Origin of the sequence: Pseudomonas sp. GD04058, assembly GCF_029836855.1 — a bacterium.
GTDB classification, from domain to species: domain Bacteria; phylum Pseudomonadota; class Gammaproteobacteria; order Pseudomonadales; family Pseudomonadaceae; genus Aquipseudomonas; species Aquipseudomonas bharatica.
Genome location: NZ_JAOECN010000001.1, coordinates 259042 through 277660, shown reverse-complemented (window position 1 = coordinate 277660; position 18619 = coordinate 259042). Strand labels below are relative to the sequence as shown.

At 63.8% G+C, this 18619-nt stretch carries 16 protein-coding genes; 8 read left to right on the top strand and 8 right to left on the bottom strand.

All coding sequences use genetic code 11. The features are described 5' to 3' along the window. Window positions 1-20: 20 nt before the first annotated feature. The 6 genes from N7650_RS01165 (at window position 21) to N7650_RS01140 (ending at window position 4958) form a co-directional block, all read left to right on the top strand. Window positions 21-239, top strand: a complete 219-nt coding sequence (locus N7650_RS01165) for a hypothetical protein (protein WP_009399340.1) — start codon at window positions 21-23, stop codon at window positions 237-239. 50 nt (window positions 240-289) lie between these two features. Then, window positions 290-607 (top strand): MliC family protein, encoded by a 318-nt coding sequence (locus N7650_RS01160; RefSeq protein WP_009399342.1) that lies wholly within the window; start codon window positions 290-292, stop codon window positions 605-607. Window positions 608-711: 104 nt separating this feature from the next. Continuing rightward, complete coding sequence (gene fba, locus N7650_RS01155) at window positions 712-1776, top strand: class II fructose-bisphosphate aldolase (protein ID WP_009399343.1); 1065 nt, start codon at window positions 712-714, stop codon at window positions 1774-1776. Between the two features lie 205 nt (window positions 1777-1981). Then, on the top strand, window positions 1982-4102 hold the full coding sequence (locus N7650_RS01150) for an EAL domain-containing protein (protein ID WP_279896642.1): 2121 nt from the start codon (window positions 1982-1984) through the stop codon (window positions 4100-4102). A 41-nt stretch (window positions 4103-4143) separates the two neighbouring features. Continuing rightward, entirely contained in the window at window positions 4144-4644 is a 501-nt protein-coding gene (locus N7650_RS01145) for a M48 family metallopeptidase (protein ID WP_279896640.1), read from the top strand. Between the two features lie 17 nt (window positions 4645-4661). Further along, window positions 4662-4958 carry a winged helix-turn-helix domain-containing protein gene (locus N7650_RS01140; RefSeq protein WP_009399349.1) on the top strand — a complete coding sequence of 99 codons (297 nt, stop codon included), beginning with the start codon at window positions 4662-4664 and terminating at the stop codon, window positions 4956-4958. A 138-nt stretch (window positions 4959-5096) separates the two neighbouring features. Here N7650_RS01140 and N7650_RS01135 read toward each other — a convergent pair whose 3' ends face one another. Then, window positions 5097-5549 (bottom strand): GNAT family N-acetyltransferase, encoded by a 453-nt coding sequence (locus N7650_RS01135; RefSeq protein ID WP_009399351.1) that lies wholly within the window; start codon window positions 5547-5549, stop codon window positions 5097-5099. A gap of 206 nt (window positions 5550-5755) precedes the next feature. Between N7650_RS01135 and N7650_RS01130 the strand changes: the two genes are divergently transcribed. After that, window positions 5756-6502, top strand: coding sequence for a transporter substrate-binding domain-containing protein (locus tag N7650_RS01130; protein ID WP_064304404.1), 747 nt, complete (start codon window positions 5756-5758; stop codon window positions 6500-6502). On the opposite strand, the gene yccS is transcribed toward N7650_RS01130, so the two are convergent. The 7 genes from yccS to N7650_RS01095 form a co-directional block, all read right to left on the bottom strand. Continuing rightward, a complete protein-coding gene (gene yccS / locus N7650_RS01125; RefSeq protein ID WP_009399355.1) occupies window positions 6483-8663 on the bottom strand; it encodes a YccS family putative transporter in 2181 nt (726 codons plus the stop codon). The genes N7650_RS01130 and yccS overlap by 20 nt on opposite strands. A 109-nt stretch (window positions 8664-8772) precedes the next feature. Further along, window positions 8773-9951, bottom strand: a complete 1179-nt coding sequence (locus tag N7650_RS01120; RefSeq protein ID WP_279896634.1) for an NAD(P)/FAD-dependent oxidoreductase — start codon at window positions 9949-9951, stop codon at window positions 8773-8775. A gap of 116 nt (window positions 9952-10067) precedes the next feature. Continuing rightward, window positions 10068-11405, bottom strand: a complete 1338-nt coding sequence (gene dbpA, locus N7650_RS01115; protein WP_240500666.1) for an ATP-dependent RNA helicase DbpA — start codon at window positions 11403-11405, stop codon at window positions 10068-10070. A 105-nt stretch (window positions 11406-11510) separates the two neighbouring features. Beyond that, the gene (gene mdtD, locus N7650_RS01110; RefSeq protein ID WP_279896632.1) at window positions 11511-12938 is read right to left on the bottom strand and encodes a multidrug transporter subunit MdtD; all 1428 of its coding nucleotides are present in this window, start codon (window positions 12936-12938) and stop codon (window positions 11511-11513) included. Between the two features lie 127 nt (window positions 12939-13065). After that, on the bottom strand, window positions 13066-14397 hold the full coding sequence (locus N7650_RS01105; RefSeq protein WP_279896631.1) for a TldD/PmbA family protein: 1332 nt from the start codon (window positions 14395-14397) through the stop codon (window positions 13066-13068). Further along, on the bottom strand, window positions 14397-15839 hold the full coding sequence (locus tag N7650_RS01100; protein WP_279896629.1) for a TldD/PmbA family protein: 1443 nt from the start codon (window positions 15837-15839) through the stop codon (window positions 14397-14399). Before N7650_RS01100 ends, N7650_RS01105 begins: the two co-directional genes overlap by 1 nt. A 33-nt stretch (window positions 15840-15872) precedes the next feature. Next, window positions 15873-17675 carry an acyl-CoA dehydrogenase gene (locus tag N7650_RS01095; protein ID WP_279896627.1) on the bottom strand — a complete coding sequence of 601 codons (1803 nt, stop codon included), beginning with the start codon at window positions 17673-17675 and terminating at the stop codon, window positions 15873-15875. A gap of 262 nt (window positions 17676-17937) precedes the next feature. On the opposite strand from N7650_RS01095, the gene N7650_RS01090 reads away from it, so the two are divergent. Then, on the top strand, window positions 17938-18537 hold the full coding sequence (locus tag N7650_RS01090) for a hypothetical protein (RefSeq protein WP_279896625.1): 600 nt from the start codon (window positions 17938-17940) through the stop codon (window positions 18535-18537). The last annotated feature ends 82 nt before the right edge of the window (window positions 18538-18619 follow it).

The following is an 18619-nucleotide window of genomic DNA, read 5'->3' as shown; positions in this document are numbered from 1 at the left end:
CTGGCAAAGGGAGCGAACCGATGATCAAGCGACTGTCCCTGATGGTCATGACCGCCGCGCTGGGCGCCTGCTCCAGCGCGCCCGAGTCCGCTTCCGACAAGCCGGCCGCCGTCAAGGGCGGCTGCTACCAGTCCGAATGGCAGGCCGAAACCGTACCGGTGATCAGCAAGCGCGTCGGTCCGGACGGCCTGGAAAAATACGACGAAGAACATCAGCGCCAGGCCAAGGGCTGCCCTTGATCGGCTGACGTCAACCTGTCGCTTGCTTTGTGGTCTGCTGGAGGAATGGAATGAAAGGCGTTCCGGCCGTGATGGCCTTGGCGTTACTCGCGGGATGCGCAAGCTTCAGGTCCGCTCCCCCGGTGGCCGACAACTGGACCACCTGGATCTGCGACAGCAAGGCCCAGGTGCTTTGGCGTGCGGTGGGCGACGATATGGACGTACGCCTTGGCGGCGGCGACCAGGTCTACCGGCTCAAGCCCGAGCCGGCGGCTTCCGGGGCGCTGTACAGCGACGGCGTGCTGGCCTTCCACACCAAGGGCGACGAGGGCCTGGTGTACTGGGTCGCGACCGACGATTTGATAGGGCGGGGCTGCAAGGCACCGTGACTGGCCGGGTCGGCCTTGCGTGCCGGCCCACACTACTTGAACAGCAACCGCCGCTGCGGCAGGCTTGCACGAAATAACGACGCTTGTCGGGAGAGAGATACACAATGGCACTCATTAGCATGCGCCAGATGCTGGACCACGCCGCCGAATTCGGTTACGGCGTTCCGGCTTTCAACGTCAACAACCTCGAGCAGATGCGCGCCATCATGGAAGCGGCCGACAAGACCGACTCCCCGGTGATCGTCCAGGCTTCGGCCGGTGCCCGCAAATACGCCGGCGCGCCGTTCCTGCGCCACCTGATCCTGGCCGCCATCGAAGAATTCCCGCACATCCCGGTGTGCATGCACCAGGACCACGGCACCAGCCCTGACGTGTGCCAGCGTTCGATCCAGCTGGGCTTCAGCTCGGTGATGATGGACGGCTCGCTGCGTGAAGACGGCAAGACCCCGTCCGACTACGAATACAACGTCCGCGTAACCCAGCAGACCGTGGCTTTCGCCCACGCCTGCGGCGTTTCCGTGGAAGGTGAGCTGGGTTGCCTGGGCAGCCTGGAAACCGGCCAGGCCGGTGAAGAAGACGGCGTCGGCGCCGAAGGCATCCTGGATCACAGCCAGATGCTGACCGACCCTGAAGAAGCTGCCGACTTCGTCAAGAAAACCCAGGTCGACGCCCTGGCCATCGCCATCGGCACCAGCCACGGTGCCTACAAGTTCACCAAGCCGCCGACCGGCGACATCCTGGCGATCGACCGTATCAAGGCGATCCACCAGCGCATCCCGAACACCCACCTGGTCATGCACGGTTCGTCCTCGGTGCCACAGGACTGGCTGGCGATCATCAACGAGTTCGGTGGCGACATCAAGGAAACCTACGGCGTACCGGTCGAGGAAATCGTCGAAGGCATCAAGCACGGTGTGCGCAAGGTCAACATCGACACCGACCTGCGCTTGGCCTCCACGGGTGCGATCCGTCGCTTCCTGGAGCAGAACAAGTCCGAGTTCGACCCGCGTAAATACTTCGCCAAGACCGTCGAAGCCATGCGTGACATCTGCATCGCCCGTTATGAAGCCTTCGGCACTGCCGGTAACGCCTCGAAGATCAAACCGGTCTCGCTGGACGAAATGTACCTGCGCTATGCCAAGGGCGAGCTGGCCGCCAAGGTCAACTGAGTTCGGCCTGCGTGATGAAAAGGGACTGCCTGTGCAGTCCCTTTTTTATTCAACGCTCCTACGGGAATTGCTCGAAAAGACCGTTAGTCGGCGAACGATCTATTGGCTTTGTGCCAGCTTTAGATTTGTAACACTCGGGTCTAGAGTGGAAAGCGGCAGAATTTCAATTGAAAGACTGATGCTCGTTGCCACATAGAGAAGCAGCATGGAATGCGCTCAAACCCCTGCACAAGAGGAAGCGTCAACACTGTTGGTGGTTGATGACTACCCGGAAAACCTGACCAGCATGCGTGCCTTGCTGGCCCGTCAGGATTGGCAAGTATTGACGGCGTGCTCGGGCATCGAGGCGCTGAGTACCTTGCTCGAACATGAAGTCGATCTGGTCTTGCTCGATGTGCAGATGCCGGGCATGGACGGCTTCGAGGTCGCGCGCCTGATGCGTGGCAGCCAGCGTACCCGCCTGACGCCGATCATCTTCCTCACGGCCAACGAACAGAGCCAGGCTGCGGTGCTCAAGGGCTACGCCAGCGGTGCCGTGGATTATCTGTTCAAGCCCTTCGATCCGCAGATTCTCAAGCCCAAGGTGCAGGCCCTGCTCGAACAGCAGCGCAATCGCCGCGCCTTGCAGCGCCTGACCCGCGATCTGGAAGTGGCCCGTGCCTTCAATGCCTCGGTCCTGGAAAACGCTGCCGAAGGCATTCTCGTGGTGGCCGAGAACGGCACCATCCGCTTTGCCAACCCGGCTATTTCCCGCCTGCTGATGGCTTCCGTGGACCAGCTGGAGGGAGCGTGCCTGCTGGATTTCGTGCTTTCGCCGACGGCGAACCAATGGCGGGACTCGGCCTTCTACCTGGCCTACCTGGAGCGGGACATCTATCGACTGCACGACGCGGTACTGCGTACCAGCAATGGCCAGGCCCTGTCGGTAGCGCTGTCGTGCGCGGCGTTGCCGGGGGAGCAGCGGGCCATGGTGGTCACCGTCCTGGACATGTCGGTGGTACGCAGCCTGCACCAGCAGCTCGAACAGCAGGCGGTCACCGATCCGCTGACCGGTCTGCTCAACCGCCGCGGCTTCTACCAGGCGGCGGAAAGCGCGCTAGTGCGCAGCGAACATTCTGAAAAGCATCATGCGCTGATGTATCTGGACCTCGACGGCTTCAAACGGGTCAACGATTCCCTTGGCCATGAAACCGGCGACCAGGTGCTGCACTGGGTCGCCGAGCAACTGAAGGACTGCCTGGGCGGTCACGGCATATTGGCGCGCATGGGAGGCGACGAGTTCACCGCGCTGCTCGACGACCTCGACTACCCGGAGCAGGCGGCGCGCTTCGCCGAGAAGTGCATCGAGCGCATGTCCATCCGCCAGCACATCGACGGGCTGGAGGTGATCCTTGGGGTCAGCATCGGCATTGCCGTCTACCCCGATTGCGGCGCCAACCTGGACAACCTGTTGCGTGCCGCCGACACGGCGATGTACGCGGCGAAGCAGGCCGGCCGCCAGCAATACCGCTATTACGACGATGACCTCAACGGCCGCGCGCGCTCGCGGCTTATGCTCGAAGACAGCGTGCGAGCGGCTGTCGACAACCAGGATTTCACCTTGGTGTTCCAGCCCCAGGTCGCCTTTGCCGATGGTCGCCTGCGTGGTTTCGAGGCGCTGCTGCGCTGGCGCCACCCGAGTGTCGGCGACGTGCCGCCGGGGTTGTTCCTGCCGCTGCTGGAAGAAGCACGCCTGATCAACCGCCTGTCCAGCTGGATCTACTGCCAGGGCGCGGAACAGCGGCGCTTGTGGTGCGGGCATTTCCCCGACGCACTGACCCTGGGCATCAGCCTCAGCAAGGTGCAGTTCGGCATGCCCAACCTGGTCGAGGAGCTGGCTCAGGTCATCGCTGCTTCCGGACTGGCTCCCCATCAGCTCGAGGTGGAAATCGCCGAAACCTCGCTGACCGACGATATCGACATGGCCCTGCGCCAGTTGCATAGATTGCGTGAGCTGGGCGTGCGTGTCGCGCTGGATGATTTCGGTGCCGGCAACTGCTCGCTGCGCCTGTTGCGCGACCTGCCCATCGACACGCTCAAGCTCGATCGCCACCTGGTGGCTCTGCTGCCCGAATCCGAAGCCAACATGGCGCTGGTGCGCTGCGTCATCGAGCTTTGCCGGCAATACAACATCGGCGTGATCGCCGAAGGCGTGGAAACCCTGGAGCAGGCGCACTGGCTGCGCGAACACGGCTGCCAGTATGTGCAGGGGTTCCTTGTGGCCCGCCCGGTCACCGCCGAGGAAGCGGGGCGCTTCCCGGTGTTTTTTGACTGGCAGTCGTTGTAGTTGGGTACACTGCCGCCTTCGTTCCGTCGTTCGCCGCAGCCATGACCGTCCTCAAGTACCTGCAAGCCTACCCGCCCGCCCTGCAAGACCAGGTGCGCCAGTTGATCGCCCGCGATCAGCTGGGCGATTACCTGCACAAACGCTACCCGGGCCGGCATGAGGTGCAGAGCGACAAGGCGCTGTACGGCTATGCCCAGGCCCTCAAGCAGGAGCACCTGCGCAACGCACCGAACCTCGACAAGGTGCTGTTCGACAACCGCCTCGACCTGACCCACCGCGCCCTTGGCCTGCACACCGCGGTGTCGCGGGTGCAGGGTGGCAAGCTCAAGGCAAAGAAGGAAATCCGCATCGCCTCGCTGTTTCGCGACGCGGCGCCGGAGTTCCTGCGGATGATCGTGGTGCACGAACTGGCGCACCTCAAGGAGGCCGAGCACAACAAGGCCTTCTACCAGCTCTGTGAATACATGCAGCCCGGCTACCATCAACTGGAGTTCGACCTGCGTGTCTACCTGACCTGGCGCGACCTGCCGGGCAATCAGTGAGTCAAGGAAGCCTTTGCATGGAAGTGAGCAAGACCAAGAGCAGTTTCTACCGTCGGCTGTACGTCGCCTGGCTGATCGACAGCCAGACTGCCGCCAGCGTCCCCGCGCTGATGGCCGCCACCGGCATGCCCCGGCGCACCGCACAGGACACCATCGCGGCGCTGGCGGACCTGGATATCGTCTGCGAATTCGAGCAGGAGGTGGGGGCGCGCAATCATGCCGGGAATTACCGGATCCGCGATTGGGGGGCGATCGACAAGGGCTGGATCGTCCAGAACCTGCGGGTGATTCGGGAGGTGTTGGGGTATCCCTGATTCATCCCTTTCCCTGCCCTGTGGATAACCCCTGTGAGAGCTGGCTTGCCAGCGATTTGGTCAGATCTGACAACATCCTTGCCAGTGCCGGCCTCATCGCTGGCAAGCCAGCTCCCACAGGGTTTTGCAGTGATTTTTTCAGGTTCTGCGCATACCGATGTGCGGAATCCCGTCTTCCAGATAGGCCTCTCCCACCACCTCGAACCCATGCTTGCGGTAATACCCCTGCAAATGTGCCTGGGCCGAGAGGTAGACCGGCACATCCGGCCAGTTTTCCTGGGCTTCCTTAAGCGCCCGCACCATCAGCTCATGCCCCAGCCCCTGGCCACGCCCGGCTTCGGCGATCACCACACGGCCGATCACCACATCGCCACCCTGTGAGGTCGGGTCGAGCAGGCGCAGGTACGCCACCAACTGATCATCCTGCCATGCCATCAAATGGCAGGTGTCTCCGGACAGATCCTGCCCGTCCAGGTCCTGGTATGGGCATTTCTGTTCCAGCACGAACACTTCGTTGCGCAACCGAAGCACGGCGTAGAGCTGTTCCTTGCCAAGGTCGGTGTGATGTTTGCAAAGCCAGTCGATGGACATGTAGGCATCTCTCAGTGGGTACGCGTCCGAGGATAGCCCGTTGTGCTATCCGGTCGAAGGTAAAAGTGTGCGCAAGACCGGCAGGAATAGAGGCACATGGCTATTATTTGCTTCTCCCACCCGGATGGATGTTTGTGTAAGTTAGCGACATTGCACTTCCCAGCGGTCAAACCACAACGCGGAGCCCTCCGCTATAGGATTTGAGCATGCCCTTGCTCCGAGTCTTGTGTTTGCTTGGAATGTTGTCAGTTACCCCGGTTCATGCCGAAAAACTCCGCCTCGTCGCCGACGCCTGGCCCCCCTTCACCGATGCCAGCATGGAGCAGGGCGGGCTGGCCACGGCGCTGGTCAAGGCGGCGCTGGAACGCGCCGGCTATGCCAGCGATTTCGAACAGGTGCCCTGGGCACGGGCCCTGGTGGGGATTGGCGACGGACGCTACGACGTGCTGATCAATGCCTGGTACAACGACTCGCGAACGCGCATCGGCCAGTTTTCCGACGGCTACCTGGCCAACCGCATCCGCCTGCTCAAGCGCAAGACCGACGCGATTCACTACGAGCATCTGTCCGATCTCTACCCGCATTCCATCGCCGTGGTCCGCGACTACGCCTATTCCAGCGATTTCGATAACGACCTGCGTCTACAGAAGGTGCCGGTGCGCAGTTTCCCGGTGGCCATCGGCATGCTGGCGGCAGGACGGGTGTCGCTGGCGGTTGAGGACGAATATGTCGCCAGCTGGTTCCTGCAGCAGGAGCGCAGCAATGCCAAGGACCTGGTGGAATTCTTCGGCAAGCCGGTCAGCGAGAACAGCCTGCATATCCTGGTCAGCCTCAAGCATCCGCGGCACGAGCAGATCGTTGCCGGGTTCGACAAGGCCATCGCCGCGATGAAGGCCGATGGCAGCTACGCGAAGATCCTCGAGCACTTTGCCTTCAGGCCGGAGTCCCCTTGATCAGGTGAGCGGCCAGGGTGCGCAGGGGGCCGAGGTGACGGGCGATGAGCGCCAGTTGGGTCTGGACCGTACGCAGGTTTTCGTCCATTTCCTCGGGCATTTGTTCCAGCTCGGTGGCCAGGGCTTCCTCGGCATCGCTATGGATCGCCACGGGTTGCTTGCCGGCCAGGCCCGTGGCGATCTCGTCGAGGCTCGCCGCCAGCTTCGCCGCTGCGCCATCGATCAATTGCGCGTGGGCCTCGGCGGGCAGGGTGCTTTCGCGGTGTGCGCCAAGGGCGGAGAGGTAGCTGAGCAGGGTATGGGAGAGCACCAGGAAGCGGAAGCCGGTATCGGCCTCCTTCCTGAAGTGGCCGGGCTCCATGAGCATGTTCGACAGCGTGGTCGATAGCGCCGCATCGGCGTTGTGCGCGTTGCGCCGGGCCAGGCGGTAGGCGAGGTCGTCCTGCTTGCCCCGGGCGTATTGCTGCATGATCTGGCGCAGGTACAGGCTGTTGCAGGTCAGGGTATTGGCCAGCACCTTGTTCAGGCGCCGGCCCTGCCAGTCCGGGAGGAACAGGAATACCGCCAGGATCGCGATCAGGCTGCCCACCAGGGTATCGAACAGGCGTGGCAGGAACAGGCCGTAGCCGTCGCCGATCTGGTTGAAGCAGAACAGCACCATCAGGGTGATCGCCGCTGTCGCGAGGGTATAGCGGGTGGTCCGGTTGACGAAGAACACCACCCCTGCCGCCACCGCGAACAACGACTGGATCACCGCGCTGGGGAACAGGTCGAACAGCGCCCAGCCTACCGTCAGGCCGATGGCCGTACCGATGATCCTCTGCACCAGTTTGCGCCGTGTCGCCCCGTAGTTGGGCTGGCAAACGAACAGGGTGGTGAGGATGATCCAGTAGCCTTGCGTCGGGTGGATCAGGTGCACCATGCCGTAGCCGATCGACAGCGCCAGGGGCAGGCGCAGGGCATGGCGGAAGATCAGCGAGGTGGGCGTCAGTTGCAGGCGCAGGCGGGTCCAGACGTCCTTGAGGTTGCGTGGCGAGCGATCGAGCAGGCTGGAGTCGGTGTTGTCGGCCAGGTTGTCCGGATTGCTGGCATCGCTGAGCAGACGGTCCAGGGTCGCCAGGTTGGCTGCCAGTGCCCGCAGCGAGCGGAGCAGGCCGCGCCAGGCCGGGTTGCTCTGGATGCGCAGGTGTTCCAGCGAGGCATGCAGGTCTTCCAGGGCTTCGGCGAAGTTGCTGTTGAACACGAACGGCTGGCGCAATTGAATCGATGTCGACAACTGCTGGCAGGCGCTGCCCTGCTGGCGCAGCAGGCGCTGGCAGCGGAACAGCACGTCGCTGTGGAAGAAGGCTTCGGTCAGGGCGTTGTACGGGTAGTGCGAAGAACTGGCCCGCTCGTGGATGTCCTGGGCGAGGAAGTACAACTTCAGGTAGCGGCTGACCTTCGAACTGGGCCGGCCATTGCCGACCCGGTGCAGGATGATTTCCTTGGCGCTGTTCAGCGCCGCCACCACCTTGCCATTTTGCTGCGCCAGTTCCAGGCGGCGGGCCTCGACGTCCAGGCCGCGGATCGGCTCGAACAGGGTGGCCTTGAGTTTCAGGTAGGTGCCCAGTTCACGGAACAGCCGCGCCAGGCTCTGTTGTACCGGCTGGTTGGAGAACAGGGCCTGCCACAGCACCGAGAGCAGCCCGTACCAGGCTGCGCCGGCCACCAGCAGCAGCGGTTCGTGCCAGAAATCGGCGACTTCGCCACCGCGCTGGTCGACGCCGATCATGGTGTAGACCGAGAGGATCAGCGTGGCCTGGGCAATCGCCCCGTAGCGTTCGCCCAGGGCGCCGAGCATGGTCAGGCTGAAGGCTGCCAGGGCCATGGAGATCACGAAGATCCACGGGTAGGGGAACAGCAGTTCCACCGACAGCGCGGCGATGGTAAAGCACACCAGGGTCACCGCCAGGGCATTGAGGCGGCCCTGCCAGCTATCGTCGGTTTCCGCCAGGGCGCTGGCGATGATGCCGAGGAACAGCGGGATCAGCAGGTTCATCTGGTCCTGGTACCAGCACAGCGCCATGCTGCCGGTCAGGGCGATCAATACCCGGATGCTGTAGCTGAATTTGTCCAGCGCCCACAAACGACGCAACGATTGACGCAACGAAGAGGAAGACATGATCGACGACGGGCCTGCCGGGCGGGGTTCTGGATTGAGCGGTCAGCGCGACGCAAAGTTGTCGCGCAGGTCACGTACAGCAAGATGCGTTCCGTGATTGCCGCTGATTCTAGACGAACTGCGCCGCCGCGTAAGCAGAGGCCCAGGCCCACTGGAAGTTGAAGCCGCCCAGGTGCCCGCTGACGTCCAGCACCTCGCCGATGAAGTACAGGCCCGGGCTTTTCAGCGACTCCATGGTCTTCGAGGACACTTCGCGGGTATCGACCCCGCCCAGGGTCACCTCGGCGGTGCGATAGCCTTCGGTACCGGCCGGTACCAACTGCCAGTTGCCCAGCTTGTCGGCGACCTGGCCCAGTTCGGCCGGGGTGTACTGCTTCATCGGCTTGGACACGAACCAGGTTTCCGCCAGCAGGTTGGCCATCTTCTTGGTGAAGATCTCGCCAAGCAGGGTCTTCAGTTCGCTGTTGGGGCGTTCGGCCTGTTGCTGTTGCAGCCAGGCCAGGGCGTCGTGGTCCGGCAGCAGGTTGATTTCAACGGTGTCGCCGGCCTCCCAGAACGAGGAGATCTGCAGGATCGCCGGGCCGCTCAGGCCGCGGTGGGTGAACAGCAGGTTCTCGCGGAAACTGGTGCCGTTGCAGCTGGCGATGCAGTCCACCGAGGTGCCGGACAGCTCGGTGCACAGGGCCTTGAGCTGGTCGGTGATGGTGAAGGGCACCAGGCCGGCGCGGGTGGCAAGTACGCTGTGGCCGAACTGGCGCGCGACCTGGTAGCCGAAACCGGTGGCGCCAAGGGTCGGGATCGACAGGCCGCCGGTGGCGATCACCAGCGACTGGCACTGGAACGGACCGGCGCTGGTAGCCAACTGGTAGCCGTAGTCGGTTTTTTCGATCTGCTCGATGCGGGTGTCCATGCGCAGGTCGGCGCCGGCATTGGCGCACTCGTCGAGGAGCATCTGCAGGATGTCGCTGGACTTGTTATCGCAAAACAGCTGGCCAAGCTTCTTCTCGTGATAGGGCACGCCGTGCCTGGCGACCATCTCGATGAAATCCCACTGGGTATAGCGGGCCAGGGCGGATTTACAGAAATGCGGATTCTGCGAGAGGAAATTGCCCGGCTCGGTGTACATGTTGGTGAAATTGCAGCGGCCGCCGCCGGACATCAGGATTTTCTTGCCCGGTTTGTTGGCGTGGTCCAGCAGCACGACCCGGCGACCACGGTTCGCGGCGGTCAGGGCGCACATCAGGCCGGCGGCGCCGGCGCCGATGATGATCACATCGGTGGAGTGCATGAATATTCTCGATGGGTTGGCGGGGACCCTGTGGGAGCGGGTTTACCCGCGATTGCGGTAGTGAATCCACCGACGCAATCGCGGGTAAACCCGCTCCCACAGGATAGGCGTCGCTCTTAGATGATCCGGACCTTGAGCGAGCGCCCCTTGATCTTGCCGCTGTTGAGCCGTTGCATGGCCTGCCTGGCCAGGGCCCGCTCCACGGCGACGAAGGCCTGGAAGTCGAAGATGGCGATCTTGCCGACCTTCTTGCCATCGATCCCGGCATCGCCGGTCAGTGCGCCGAGGATATCCCCGGGACGCAGCTTGTCCTTGCGCCCGGCCGCGATGCACAGCGTCGACATCACCGGCACCAGCGGTTCGCCGGCCTTGCTCTTCAGGCTGTCCAGCTGTTCCCAGCGCAGCGGTTTCTTCTGCAGGTCTTCGATGGCCTTGGCGCGATGGCCTTCGGCCGGGGCCACCAGGCTCACCGCCAGGCCCTTCTCGCCAGCCCGGCCGGTACGCCCGACGCGGTGTACATGGATCTCCGCATCCCGCGCCAGCTCGACGTTGATCACCATGTCCAGGGCATCGATATCCAGGCCGCGGGCGGCCACATCGGTGGCGACCAGCACGGATAGGCTGCGGTTGGCGAACACGGTCAGGACCTGGTCGCGATCACGCTGTTCCAGGTCGCCATGCAGCGCCTCGGCGGCGATGCCCTTGGCTTTCAGGTGGTCCACCAGTTCCTGGCATTGCTGCTTGGTAAAGCAGAAGGCCACGCAGGACTGTGGGCGGAAATGGCCGAGCACGCGGGTCACGGCGCTGAGGCGCTCTTCGGGGGCGATCTCGTAGAAGTGCTGCTCGATCTGGCTGTCGTCATGCAGCGCCTCGACCTTGACCTGCTGCGGATCGCGCATGATCGACGAGGCCAGTTGCTTGATGCCGGCCGGGTAGGTGGCGGAGAACAGCAGGGTCTGCCGGCGCTTCGGGGTCTGCCCGACGATATCGCTGATGGCATCGATAAAGCCCATGTCGAGCATGCGGTCGGCTTCATCGAGCACCAGGGTATTGAGCCCGTCCAGCACCAGGGTGCCCTTGCTCAAATGCTGCTGCACCCGGCCCGGGGTGCCGACGATGATATGCGCACCGTGCTCCAGCGACGCGATCTGCGGGCCTAGGGACACGCCACCGCACAGGGTGAGGATCTTGATGTTGTCCTCGGCGCGGGCCAGGCGGCGCAGTTCCTTGGCGACCTGGTCGGCCAGCTCGCGGGTCGGGCACAGCACCAGCGCCTGGCAACCGAAGTAGCGCGGGTTGATCGGGTTGAGCAGGCCGATGCCGAAGGCGGCGGTCTTGCCGCTGCCGGTCTTGGCCTGGGCGATCAGGTCCTGGCCCTTGAGGATGACCGGCAGGCTCTGGGCCTGGATCGGGGTCATCTGGGCGTAGCCGAGGGCGTCCAGGTTGGCCAGCATGGCGGCGGACAGCGGCAAGGTGGCGAAAGCGGTGGCGTTGGTGGTCACGAGGCGGGCCTGCAAAACAAAATGTCGCGCAGTGTACCAGCCTCATGGCCATTCGCCCTAAGGCTCGATGTCGGCCTCCTGACGAGGTGCACGCCTTCCATCGGTCTTCGCCAGCTGCAGGAAGATCGCCGCCGCGAGCATGGCCATCAGGCCGATGGTGACGAAGGTCAGCTGGAACGCGCCGAGGGTGGTTTCCACGCCTTCGGCGCTGCCCGCTGCGGTGAAACCGCCGAGCAGGGCGCCAGCGCAGGCCACGCCAAGGCTCAGGGACAGCTGCGCGACCACCGACAACAGGCTGTTGCCGCTGCTGGCGCTGGCGTCGTCGAGGTCGATCAGGGTCACGGTGTTCATCGCGGTGAACTGCATCGAGTTGATCGCCCCGAGAATCCCCAATTGCACCAGCAGCACCGCGTGCGGGGTGTTCTCGTTCACCAGGCCCAGGCTGGCGAGCATGATCCCCAGCAGCAGGGTGTTGCCGGTGAGAATGGTGCGGTAGCCAAAGCGCTCGATCAGCGGCCGGGCGATGGACTTGGCGAGCATCGCGGCGGCGGCCAGGGGAATCATGCTCATCCCGGCCTCGGCCGGCGAGTACCCCAGGGCCACCTGCAACAGCAGTGGCACGAGGAAGGGCAAGGCGCCGCTGCCAAGGCGGGCGAACAGGTTGCCGAGGATACCCACCGAGAAGGTGCGCACGCGGAACAGGCTGGGCGAGAACAGTGGCGCCTCGATGCTTCCGGCGCGCAGCCAGTAGGCGGCCAGGCAGGCCATGCCGGCGAACAGCAGCAACATCACCCGCAGGTGTGGCAGGTGCAGTTCGCCCAGGCCCTCCATGGCGATGGTGATCAGCACCATCGCCGCGCCGAACAGGACGAAGCCGATGCCGTCGAAGCGCGTGCGCGAATAGCCGCGCAGGTCCGGGATGTACTTCCATACCGCATAGCAGCCGAGCACACCCACCGGCAGGTTGAGCAGGAAGATCCAGTGCCAGCTGAGGATCTCCACCAGCCAGCCGCCCATGGTCGGGCCGATCAACGGGCCGAGCAGGCCGGGAATGGTGATGAAGCTCATGATCCGTACCAGTTCCGAGCGCGGGTAGGCACGCAGCACCACCAGCCGGCCCACCGGCAGCATCAGTGCACCGCCCAGGCCTTGGATGATCCGCGCAGCGACCAGCATGCCCAGGGTATTGGCTGCGGCGCAGAGCAAGGAGCCGATGCTGAACAGCAGGATGGCGCCAAAGAAGATGTGCTTGGTGCCGAAGCGGTCGGCGATCCAGCCCGAGGCGGGAATCAGCAGGGCCACGGTGAGCATGTAGGCGATGATCACCGACTGCATGCGCAGCGGGTCCTCCGCCAGGTCCCGGGCCATGGCCGGCAGCGCAGTGTTGAGGATGGTGCCGTCGAGTGACTGCATGAAGAAGGCGATGGCCACGACCCAGGGGATCCAGCGGGCGGTGGTCGGGTCGAGGGCGATACGGTCTGGCATGGAATGTCCTTGCATGCGCGGTCCCTGTGGGAGCTGGCTTGCCAGCGATAGGGTCGGCACTGGCAATGATGTTGTCAGGTCTGGCCAAATCGCTGGCAAGCCAGCTCCCACTGGGACGGTGGTGCTTTCAGAGCGTTAGGGTAAGCCGTTTGACCAGCGCCCCCGGCAAATGACTCGATCCGGTCTGCCGTTGACCGTAGGTGCTGGCCGACAGCAGCATCTCCCGTTCCCGGGTCAGCGCTTCCAGTTGCGAGCCCAGGAGACTGTAGACGCTGTCATCGAAGCGCATGGTGCTGACCGGTGCCTGGATCTCGCCGTTCTCCACCCAGAAGCAGGCGAAGCGGGTCAGCCCGGTCATGCGTGCCGCCGGCTGGTCGGAGTAGTTCAGGTACCAGAGGTTGTTGATGTACAGCCCGGTGCCCAGCGCCTTCAGTACATCAGCCTGGGCCAGGTCACCCGCCGCCATGCTCAGTGCGCTGGGCGATTCCCAGGCCTCGGCGCCATTGGCCTGCCGCTGGAATTCGGCGGCGCTGCGGGCGCTTGTCAGTTGCTCCAGCGCCCGCCCCTGGTCGATCAGGCGCAGGTCGCTGCGCGGATAACCCTCACCGGAAAACGCCGGGCTGATCGAGCCGCTGACCTGCTCGGCAATGCTGACCAGCGGGCTGAGGGTCGCTTCGCCGGCATAGAGACGCTGCAGCGGGCAGTTCTTGTTGGCCACCGCCTGCGCCGAAAAACCGCCCCAACCGAGCAGGTCGACGATCTCTTCCATGGCCGACGGGGCGAAATAGGCGCGGTATTGGCCGGGGGCCAGGGTTTTCAGCGGCCGCCCCAGGTATTCCAGTTGCTCGCGGGCGCGGGCCAGGCGCCGGTCCAGTTCCTGCGGGTCCCAGATCAGGCCCGCGTAGTTGGCCTTCACCGCCTGGCCATTGGCGTGGAACAGGCTCCAGTCGAAGTTGAAGCTATTGGCCTGGTGCCAGCCGAATGCCCCATGGGAACTGGCGAAACCCCGGCAGATCGGCCCGGCAGCGAGGATGCCGACCAGATCCAGATCGCCGGCTCCAGCCTCGATCCGGGCCAGTACCTCGGCGTTGTCCGGCAGCGGCGCCTGTTGCTGGTGCCGGCTGTCCCAGGCCTGTTCATTGAGTTGCAGGTAGGGATCCTGCGGGATCAGCGGCAGCGTCTGGCGCAGTTGCTCCAGGGCTTCGGCCAGGCGCTGGCAGTCGATCTCGTGGTCGCCGCTGAGGGTCAGGCGCAGATCGGCCTGGCGGCCCTCGGCGATCAGTTTCAGGCTCGCCGAGGACTGCTGGACGTCGCCCGCCTGCCGCACCTTAGCGTGGTTGAGGCGTATGAACTGCGAACGCTCGCCGGCATAGCTCAGGGTGAACTGCTCGGGGGGCCGCACGTTGGCGCGCAGCCAGTCGACCAGGCTGTTGAAACCGTGCAGGAAATGGTCAGCCATCAGGCGTCTCCTCCGAATACGTCGATCTGGCTGAACACGCAGGCCGGCGAGGCATGGCCGACCCGCACCACCTGGTTCGGCTCGCCCTTGCCGCAGTTCGGCGTACCGAGGACCTGGAAGGTGCTGGCATCACCGACCGCGCTGAGGTTGCGCCAGAAGTTCGAGGAAATGCCGCGGTAGTTGGGGTTCTTCACTACGCCCTTGAGCTCGCCGTTCTCGATCAGCTGGCCCCATTCGCAGCCGAACTGGAACTTGTTGCGCGCATCGTCGATGGACCAGGAGCGGTTGGTGCGCATCAGGATGCCTTTCTCGATCCCGCCAATCAGTTGCTCCAGGGACTTGTCCCCGGGCTCGACATTGAGGTTGGCCATGCGGTCGATGGGCGCCCGGTTCCAGCTGCACGCACGGCTGTTGGCGACGCCGTCGAGGCCCGAGCGGAACTGCGACAGTGCGCCGCCCAAGGGCCGTACCAGCAGGCCATCGCGGATCAGGAACTGCCTGGTCGCCGGGGTGCCGTCGTCGTCATGGCTGTAGCTGGCCAGTTCTTCGCGGATCTGCGGGTCGAAGGTCACGTTGAGCAGCTTCGAGCCGTATTGCAGGTGGCCGAAGTCGCTGGCCTTGACGAAGCTGGTGCCGGCGTAGTTGCGCTCATCGCCGAGGATGCGGTCCAGTTCCAGCGGGTGGCCGATGGATTCGTGGATCTGCAGCATCATCTGGTCCGGCATCAGCAGCAGGTCGCGCTGGCCGCTCGGGGTATTGGGCGCCAGCAGCAGTTGCAGGGCCTCGTCGGCGATGCGTTTGCCGGCCCCCGGCAAGCCGCAACGCTGGATCACGTCGAAGCCGCCCTGCTGGCCGAAGTTGTCCCGGCCCAGGGTGCGGGTCTGGCTGTCGCTACCGTCGAAGGCGGTAACCCCGAAACCCGGGAAGACCAGGCGCTGGGCGTGGCGCAATTCGGCGCCCGCACTGTTGAGGTAGATCTGCTCGACCGTGCTCAGGCCGAGGCTGACCTGCCAGTTCACCAGGCGTTCGTCCGCCGGCACCGACGCTGATTCCTGGTTGAGCAGCTCGAAGCACTCGGCAAGGGACGGGAAGGCGCTGTCCATGTTCGGCGAGAGGTAATCGGCGCGGGCCGTGGCGACGGGCTGGTCGCGCAGGTCCAGCAGGGCGTGGGCGGCGATTTGCCGGGCCAGCGCTTCGGCGCGGTCCAGCGCCTGTTGCAGGCCGCTTTGCGACAGGTCGGCGGTGGCCGCGTAGGCTTCCACGCCGCTGACCCGCACCGTGAGCATGGCGCCTTCGTCACGCCCCAGGCTGGGCGGTTCGGCGACATTCTTGCGCACTGACAGGTGCTGGTTGGACTGGCGCACATGGCGCAGGGAGAAAAACTCGCCGCCGCTGCGCAGCGCGGCGAAGCGCTGACGCAACAGCGTGGTGGAATCGAACATGCGCAGAGCTCCTGAAGTGCAGGCGGCTCTCCTTCAGAACCACCCTTCCTGCATGCCCGGGCAGGTGTCGTCACGTGCTTCGAGCAAAGCAAGGTCATTATGGCAGGGAGGTACTTCCCAGGTGAGGAAGAATCGCGCTGCCTGCAACTTGCCTTTATAGAAGTCGTGGTCCGCCCCGCTGGCCGTGGCCAGGCCCTGTTCGGCGCGAATCGCCTGTTCCAGCCAGCGCCAGCCGATCACGCAATGCCCGAAGGCTTTCATGTACAGCGCCGAGTTGTCCAAGGCCAGGTTGACCTTGCCCGTCGCCATATCGCCGAGCAGGCCCAGGGTCACGCCTTGCAGCCGGTTCAGCAGTTGCTCCAGCGGCTGGCGCAGGGCGTCGAGTTGCGGGTGCTGGTGGGCGCGCTCGCAGGTCCCGGCAATCAGGCGCACCAGTTGCTTCAGGCCGGCGCCGCCGTTCTGCGCCAGCTTGCGCCCGAGCAGGTCGAGCGACTGGATACCGTGGGTACCTTCATGGATCGGGTTCAGGCGGTTGTCGCGGTAGTACTGCTCCACCGGATATTCACGGGTATAGCCATGGCCGCCGAGGATCTGGATCGCCAGTTCGTTGGCCTTCAGGCAGAACTCCGAAGGCCAGGACTTGACGATGGGCGTCAGCAGGTCGAGCAGTTCGTGGGCCTGCTGGCGGGCCTCGGGCGTTCCGGCGGTTTGCGTGTCGTCGAACAGCCGTGCGGCGTATAGGCCCAGGTCGAAGGCGCCTTCCACATAGGCTTTCTGCGCCAGGAGCATGCGCTTCACATCCGCGTGGGCAATGATCGGCACCGCGGGGGTGGACGGGTCCTTGTTATCGAGCGGGCGACCCTGCGGCCGCTGGCGCGCGTAGTCGAGCGAGTACAGGTAGCCGGCGTAACCCAGCATCACCGCGCCCATGCCGACACCGATGCGTGCCTCGTTCATCATCTGGAACATGCAGGCCAGGCCCTGGTGCGGCTTGCCCACCAGATAGCCGACGCATTGGCCGTTATCGCCGAAGTTCAGCGCGGTCGAGGTGGTGCCGCGCCAGCCCATCTTGTGGAACAGCCCGGCCAGCGTCACATCGTTGCGCGGGCCGAGGCTGCCGTCGGCGTTGACCAGGAACTTGGGCACGATGAACAGGGAAATGCCCTTCACGCCAGGCGGCGCATCCGGCAGCTTGGCCAGGACCATATGCACGATGTTTTCCGACAGCGGATGGTCGCCGCCGGAGATGAAGATCTTGTTCCCGCGCAGGCGGTAGCTGCCATCGGCGGCGGGTTCGGCGCGGGTGCGAATGTCCGCCAGGGACGAGCCGGCATGGGGTTCTGTGAGGGCCATGGTGCCGAAGAAGCGGCCCTCGATCATCGGCTGCAGGAACAGGCGCTTCTGTTCCTCGGTGCCGAAGCTCTCGATCAGGTTGGCGGCGCCCATGGTCAGGAAGGGATAGGCCGTGGTTCCGGCGTTGGCGGCCTGGAAATGGGCGAAGCAGGCCTGGGACAGCAGGGTCGGCAACTGCATGCCACCCGCCTCGAAGTCGCGGTTGGCATTCAGGAAGCCGGCTTCGAGGAAGGCATCCACCGCCGGTTTCACCTCCGGGATCAGCACCGCCTCGCCGTTCTCGTAGCGCGGCTCGTTCTCGTCGCCCTTGCGGTTATGCGGGGCGAAGTACTTCTCGGCGATGGTGCGTGCCGTGGTCAGCGCGGCGTCGAAGGTCTCGCGGCTGTGTTCGGCAAAGCGCTCGCGGCGGGTCAGGGCCTCGGCATCCAGCACTTCATAGAGTTCGAACGCCAGGTTGCGGGCGCTGAGCAGGGTCTCGGTCATGGCGGCGGTCCTTGAGTCGGGGGTGGGGCGAGTCTAGGAGGGCGGGGAGGGGGATGCACAGGGAAATAGGTTTGGGTGATGGTGGGGTAGAAGCATGGATTGAAACGCAGATGTGGGTTTCGTACGGGGCCTGTAGGAGCGCTGCCAGGGGCATTTGCGTGTTTGAGCTATTCGAAGTTTCCGATCGAATGTCAGGATTTTCCTGACATCAATCGTTTGATGATGGGTGTCTGATTGCTGCCTTTAATTCAAAGGAGCTTTTATGTCCAGTGAGACTGTTACCCCTGTCACCGCTGAAGAAGCATCGCGCAAGGCAATGTTCTATGTAGTGTCGGTCAACAAGCTGATCTATATGACGATGCTGACCACAGGGCTCTACATTTTGTATTGGTTCTATCAGAATTGGGCGACCTACAGGGATGCCACGGGAGAGCGTCTGATTCCGTTGCTTCGCAGCATCATTCCGGTGATTTTTGTGTGGCCGTTACTCCGACGTATCGATCACAGGCTCATGCAGTCAGCTTGCAAATACGAGTGGTCGCCTAAATTCCTGAGTTCGAGCATGTGGCTCATTCTGGTTGTCAGTGTAGGCGCATCATTCGTGAACCCCGAACCTACGGAACAGTTGAAGACTATTGCGAATCTGCACTTGCTAAACCTGATCCTGACGGTATTGCAGTTGTTAGCCGTCCTTTGGGTCCTTTGTCAGATCCAGCGAGTAGTGAACGTCGTTGAGGATGATCCGGAAGGAGAATCAAACGCGCATTTCAGCGCAGCCAACAACTGTTGGATCGGGTTGGGCATTGCCATCTGGATGGTGTACTTCATATCGGTTGCGTTGTTGTTTTCCCTCGCTTACTGAGGTGGCAGCATTGTTCGGCGCTTAATCGACCAAACAAAACGGGGCGGGCTCCGCGAACCTCGAAGTCCGCAAAACCCGCCCC

Coding starts and splice junctions, on each gene's coding strand:
- mdtD (WP_279896632.1), bottom strand. CDS start 12,938: ATGCCAGACCGTATCGCCCTCGACCCGACCACCGCCCGCTGGATCCCC.
- N7650_RS01140 (WP_009399349.1), top strand. CDS start 4,662: ATGGAAGTGAGCAAGACCAAGAGCAGTTTCTACCGTCGGCTGTACGTC.
- fba (WP_009399343.1), top strand. CDS start 712: ATGGCACTCATTAGCATGCGCCAGATGCTGGACCACGCCGCCGAATTC.
- N7650_RS01165 (WP_009399340.1), top strand. CDS start 21: ATGATCAAGCGACTGTCCCTGATGGTCATGACCGCCGCGCTGGGCGCC.
- N7650_RS01105 (WP_279896631.1), bottom strand. CDS start 14,397: ATGGCTGACCATTTCCTGCACGGTTTCAACAGCCTGGTCGACTGGCTG.
- yccS (WP_009399355.1), bottom strand. CDS start 8,663: ATGTCTTCCTCTTCGTTGCGTCAATCGTTGCGTCGTTTGTGGGCGCTG.
- N7650_RS01160 (WP_009399342.1), top strand. CDS start 290: ATGAAAGGCGTTCCGGCCGTGATGGCCTTGGCGTTACTCGCGGGATGC.
- N7650_RS01130 (WP_064304404.1), top strand. CDS start 5,756: ATGCCCTTGCTCCGAGTCTTGTGTTTGCTTGGAATGTTGTCAGTTACC.
- N7650_RS01145 (WP_279896640.1), top strand. CDS start 4,144: ATGACCGTCCTCAAGTACCTGCAAGCCTACCCGCCCGCCCTGCAAGAC.
- N7650_RS01120 (WP_279896634.1), bottom strand. CDS start 9,951: ATGCACTCCACCGATGTGATCATCATCGGCGCCGGCGCCGCCGGCCTG.
- N7650_RS01100 (WP_279896629.1), bottom strand. CDS start 15,839: ATGTTCGATTCCACCACGCTGTTGCGTCAGCGCTTCGCCGCGCTGCGC.
- N7650_RS01090 (WP_279896625.1), top strand. CDS start 17,938: ATGTCCAGTGAGACTGTTACCCCTGTCACCGCTGAAGAAGCATCGCGC.
- N7650_RS01150 (WP_279896642.1), top strand. CDS start 1,982: ATGGAATGCGCTCAAACCCCTGCACAAGAGGAAGCGTCAACACTGTTG.
- N7650_RS01135 (WP_009399351.1), bottom strand. CDS start 5,549: ATGTCCATCGACTGGCTTTGCAAACATCACACCGACCTTGGCAAGGAA.
- dbpA (WP_240500666.1), bottom strand. CDS start 11,405: ATGCTGGCCAACCTGGACGCCCTCGGCTACGCCCAGATGACCCCGATC.
- N7650_RS01095 (WP_279896627.1), bottom strand. CDS start 17,675: ATGACCGAGACCCTGCTCAGCGCCCGCAACCTGGCGTTCGAACTCTAT.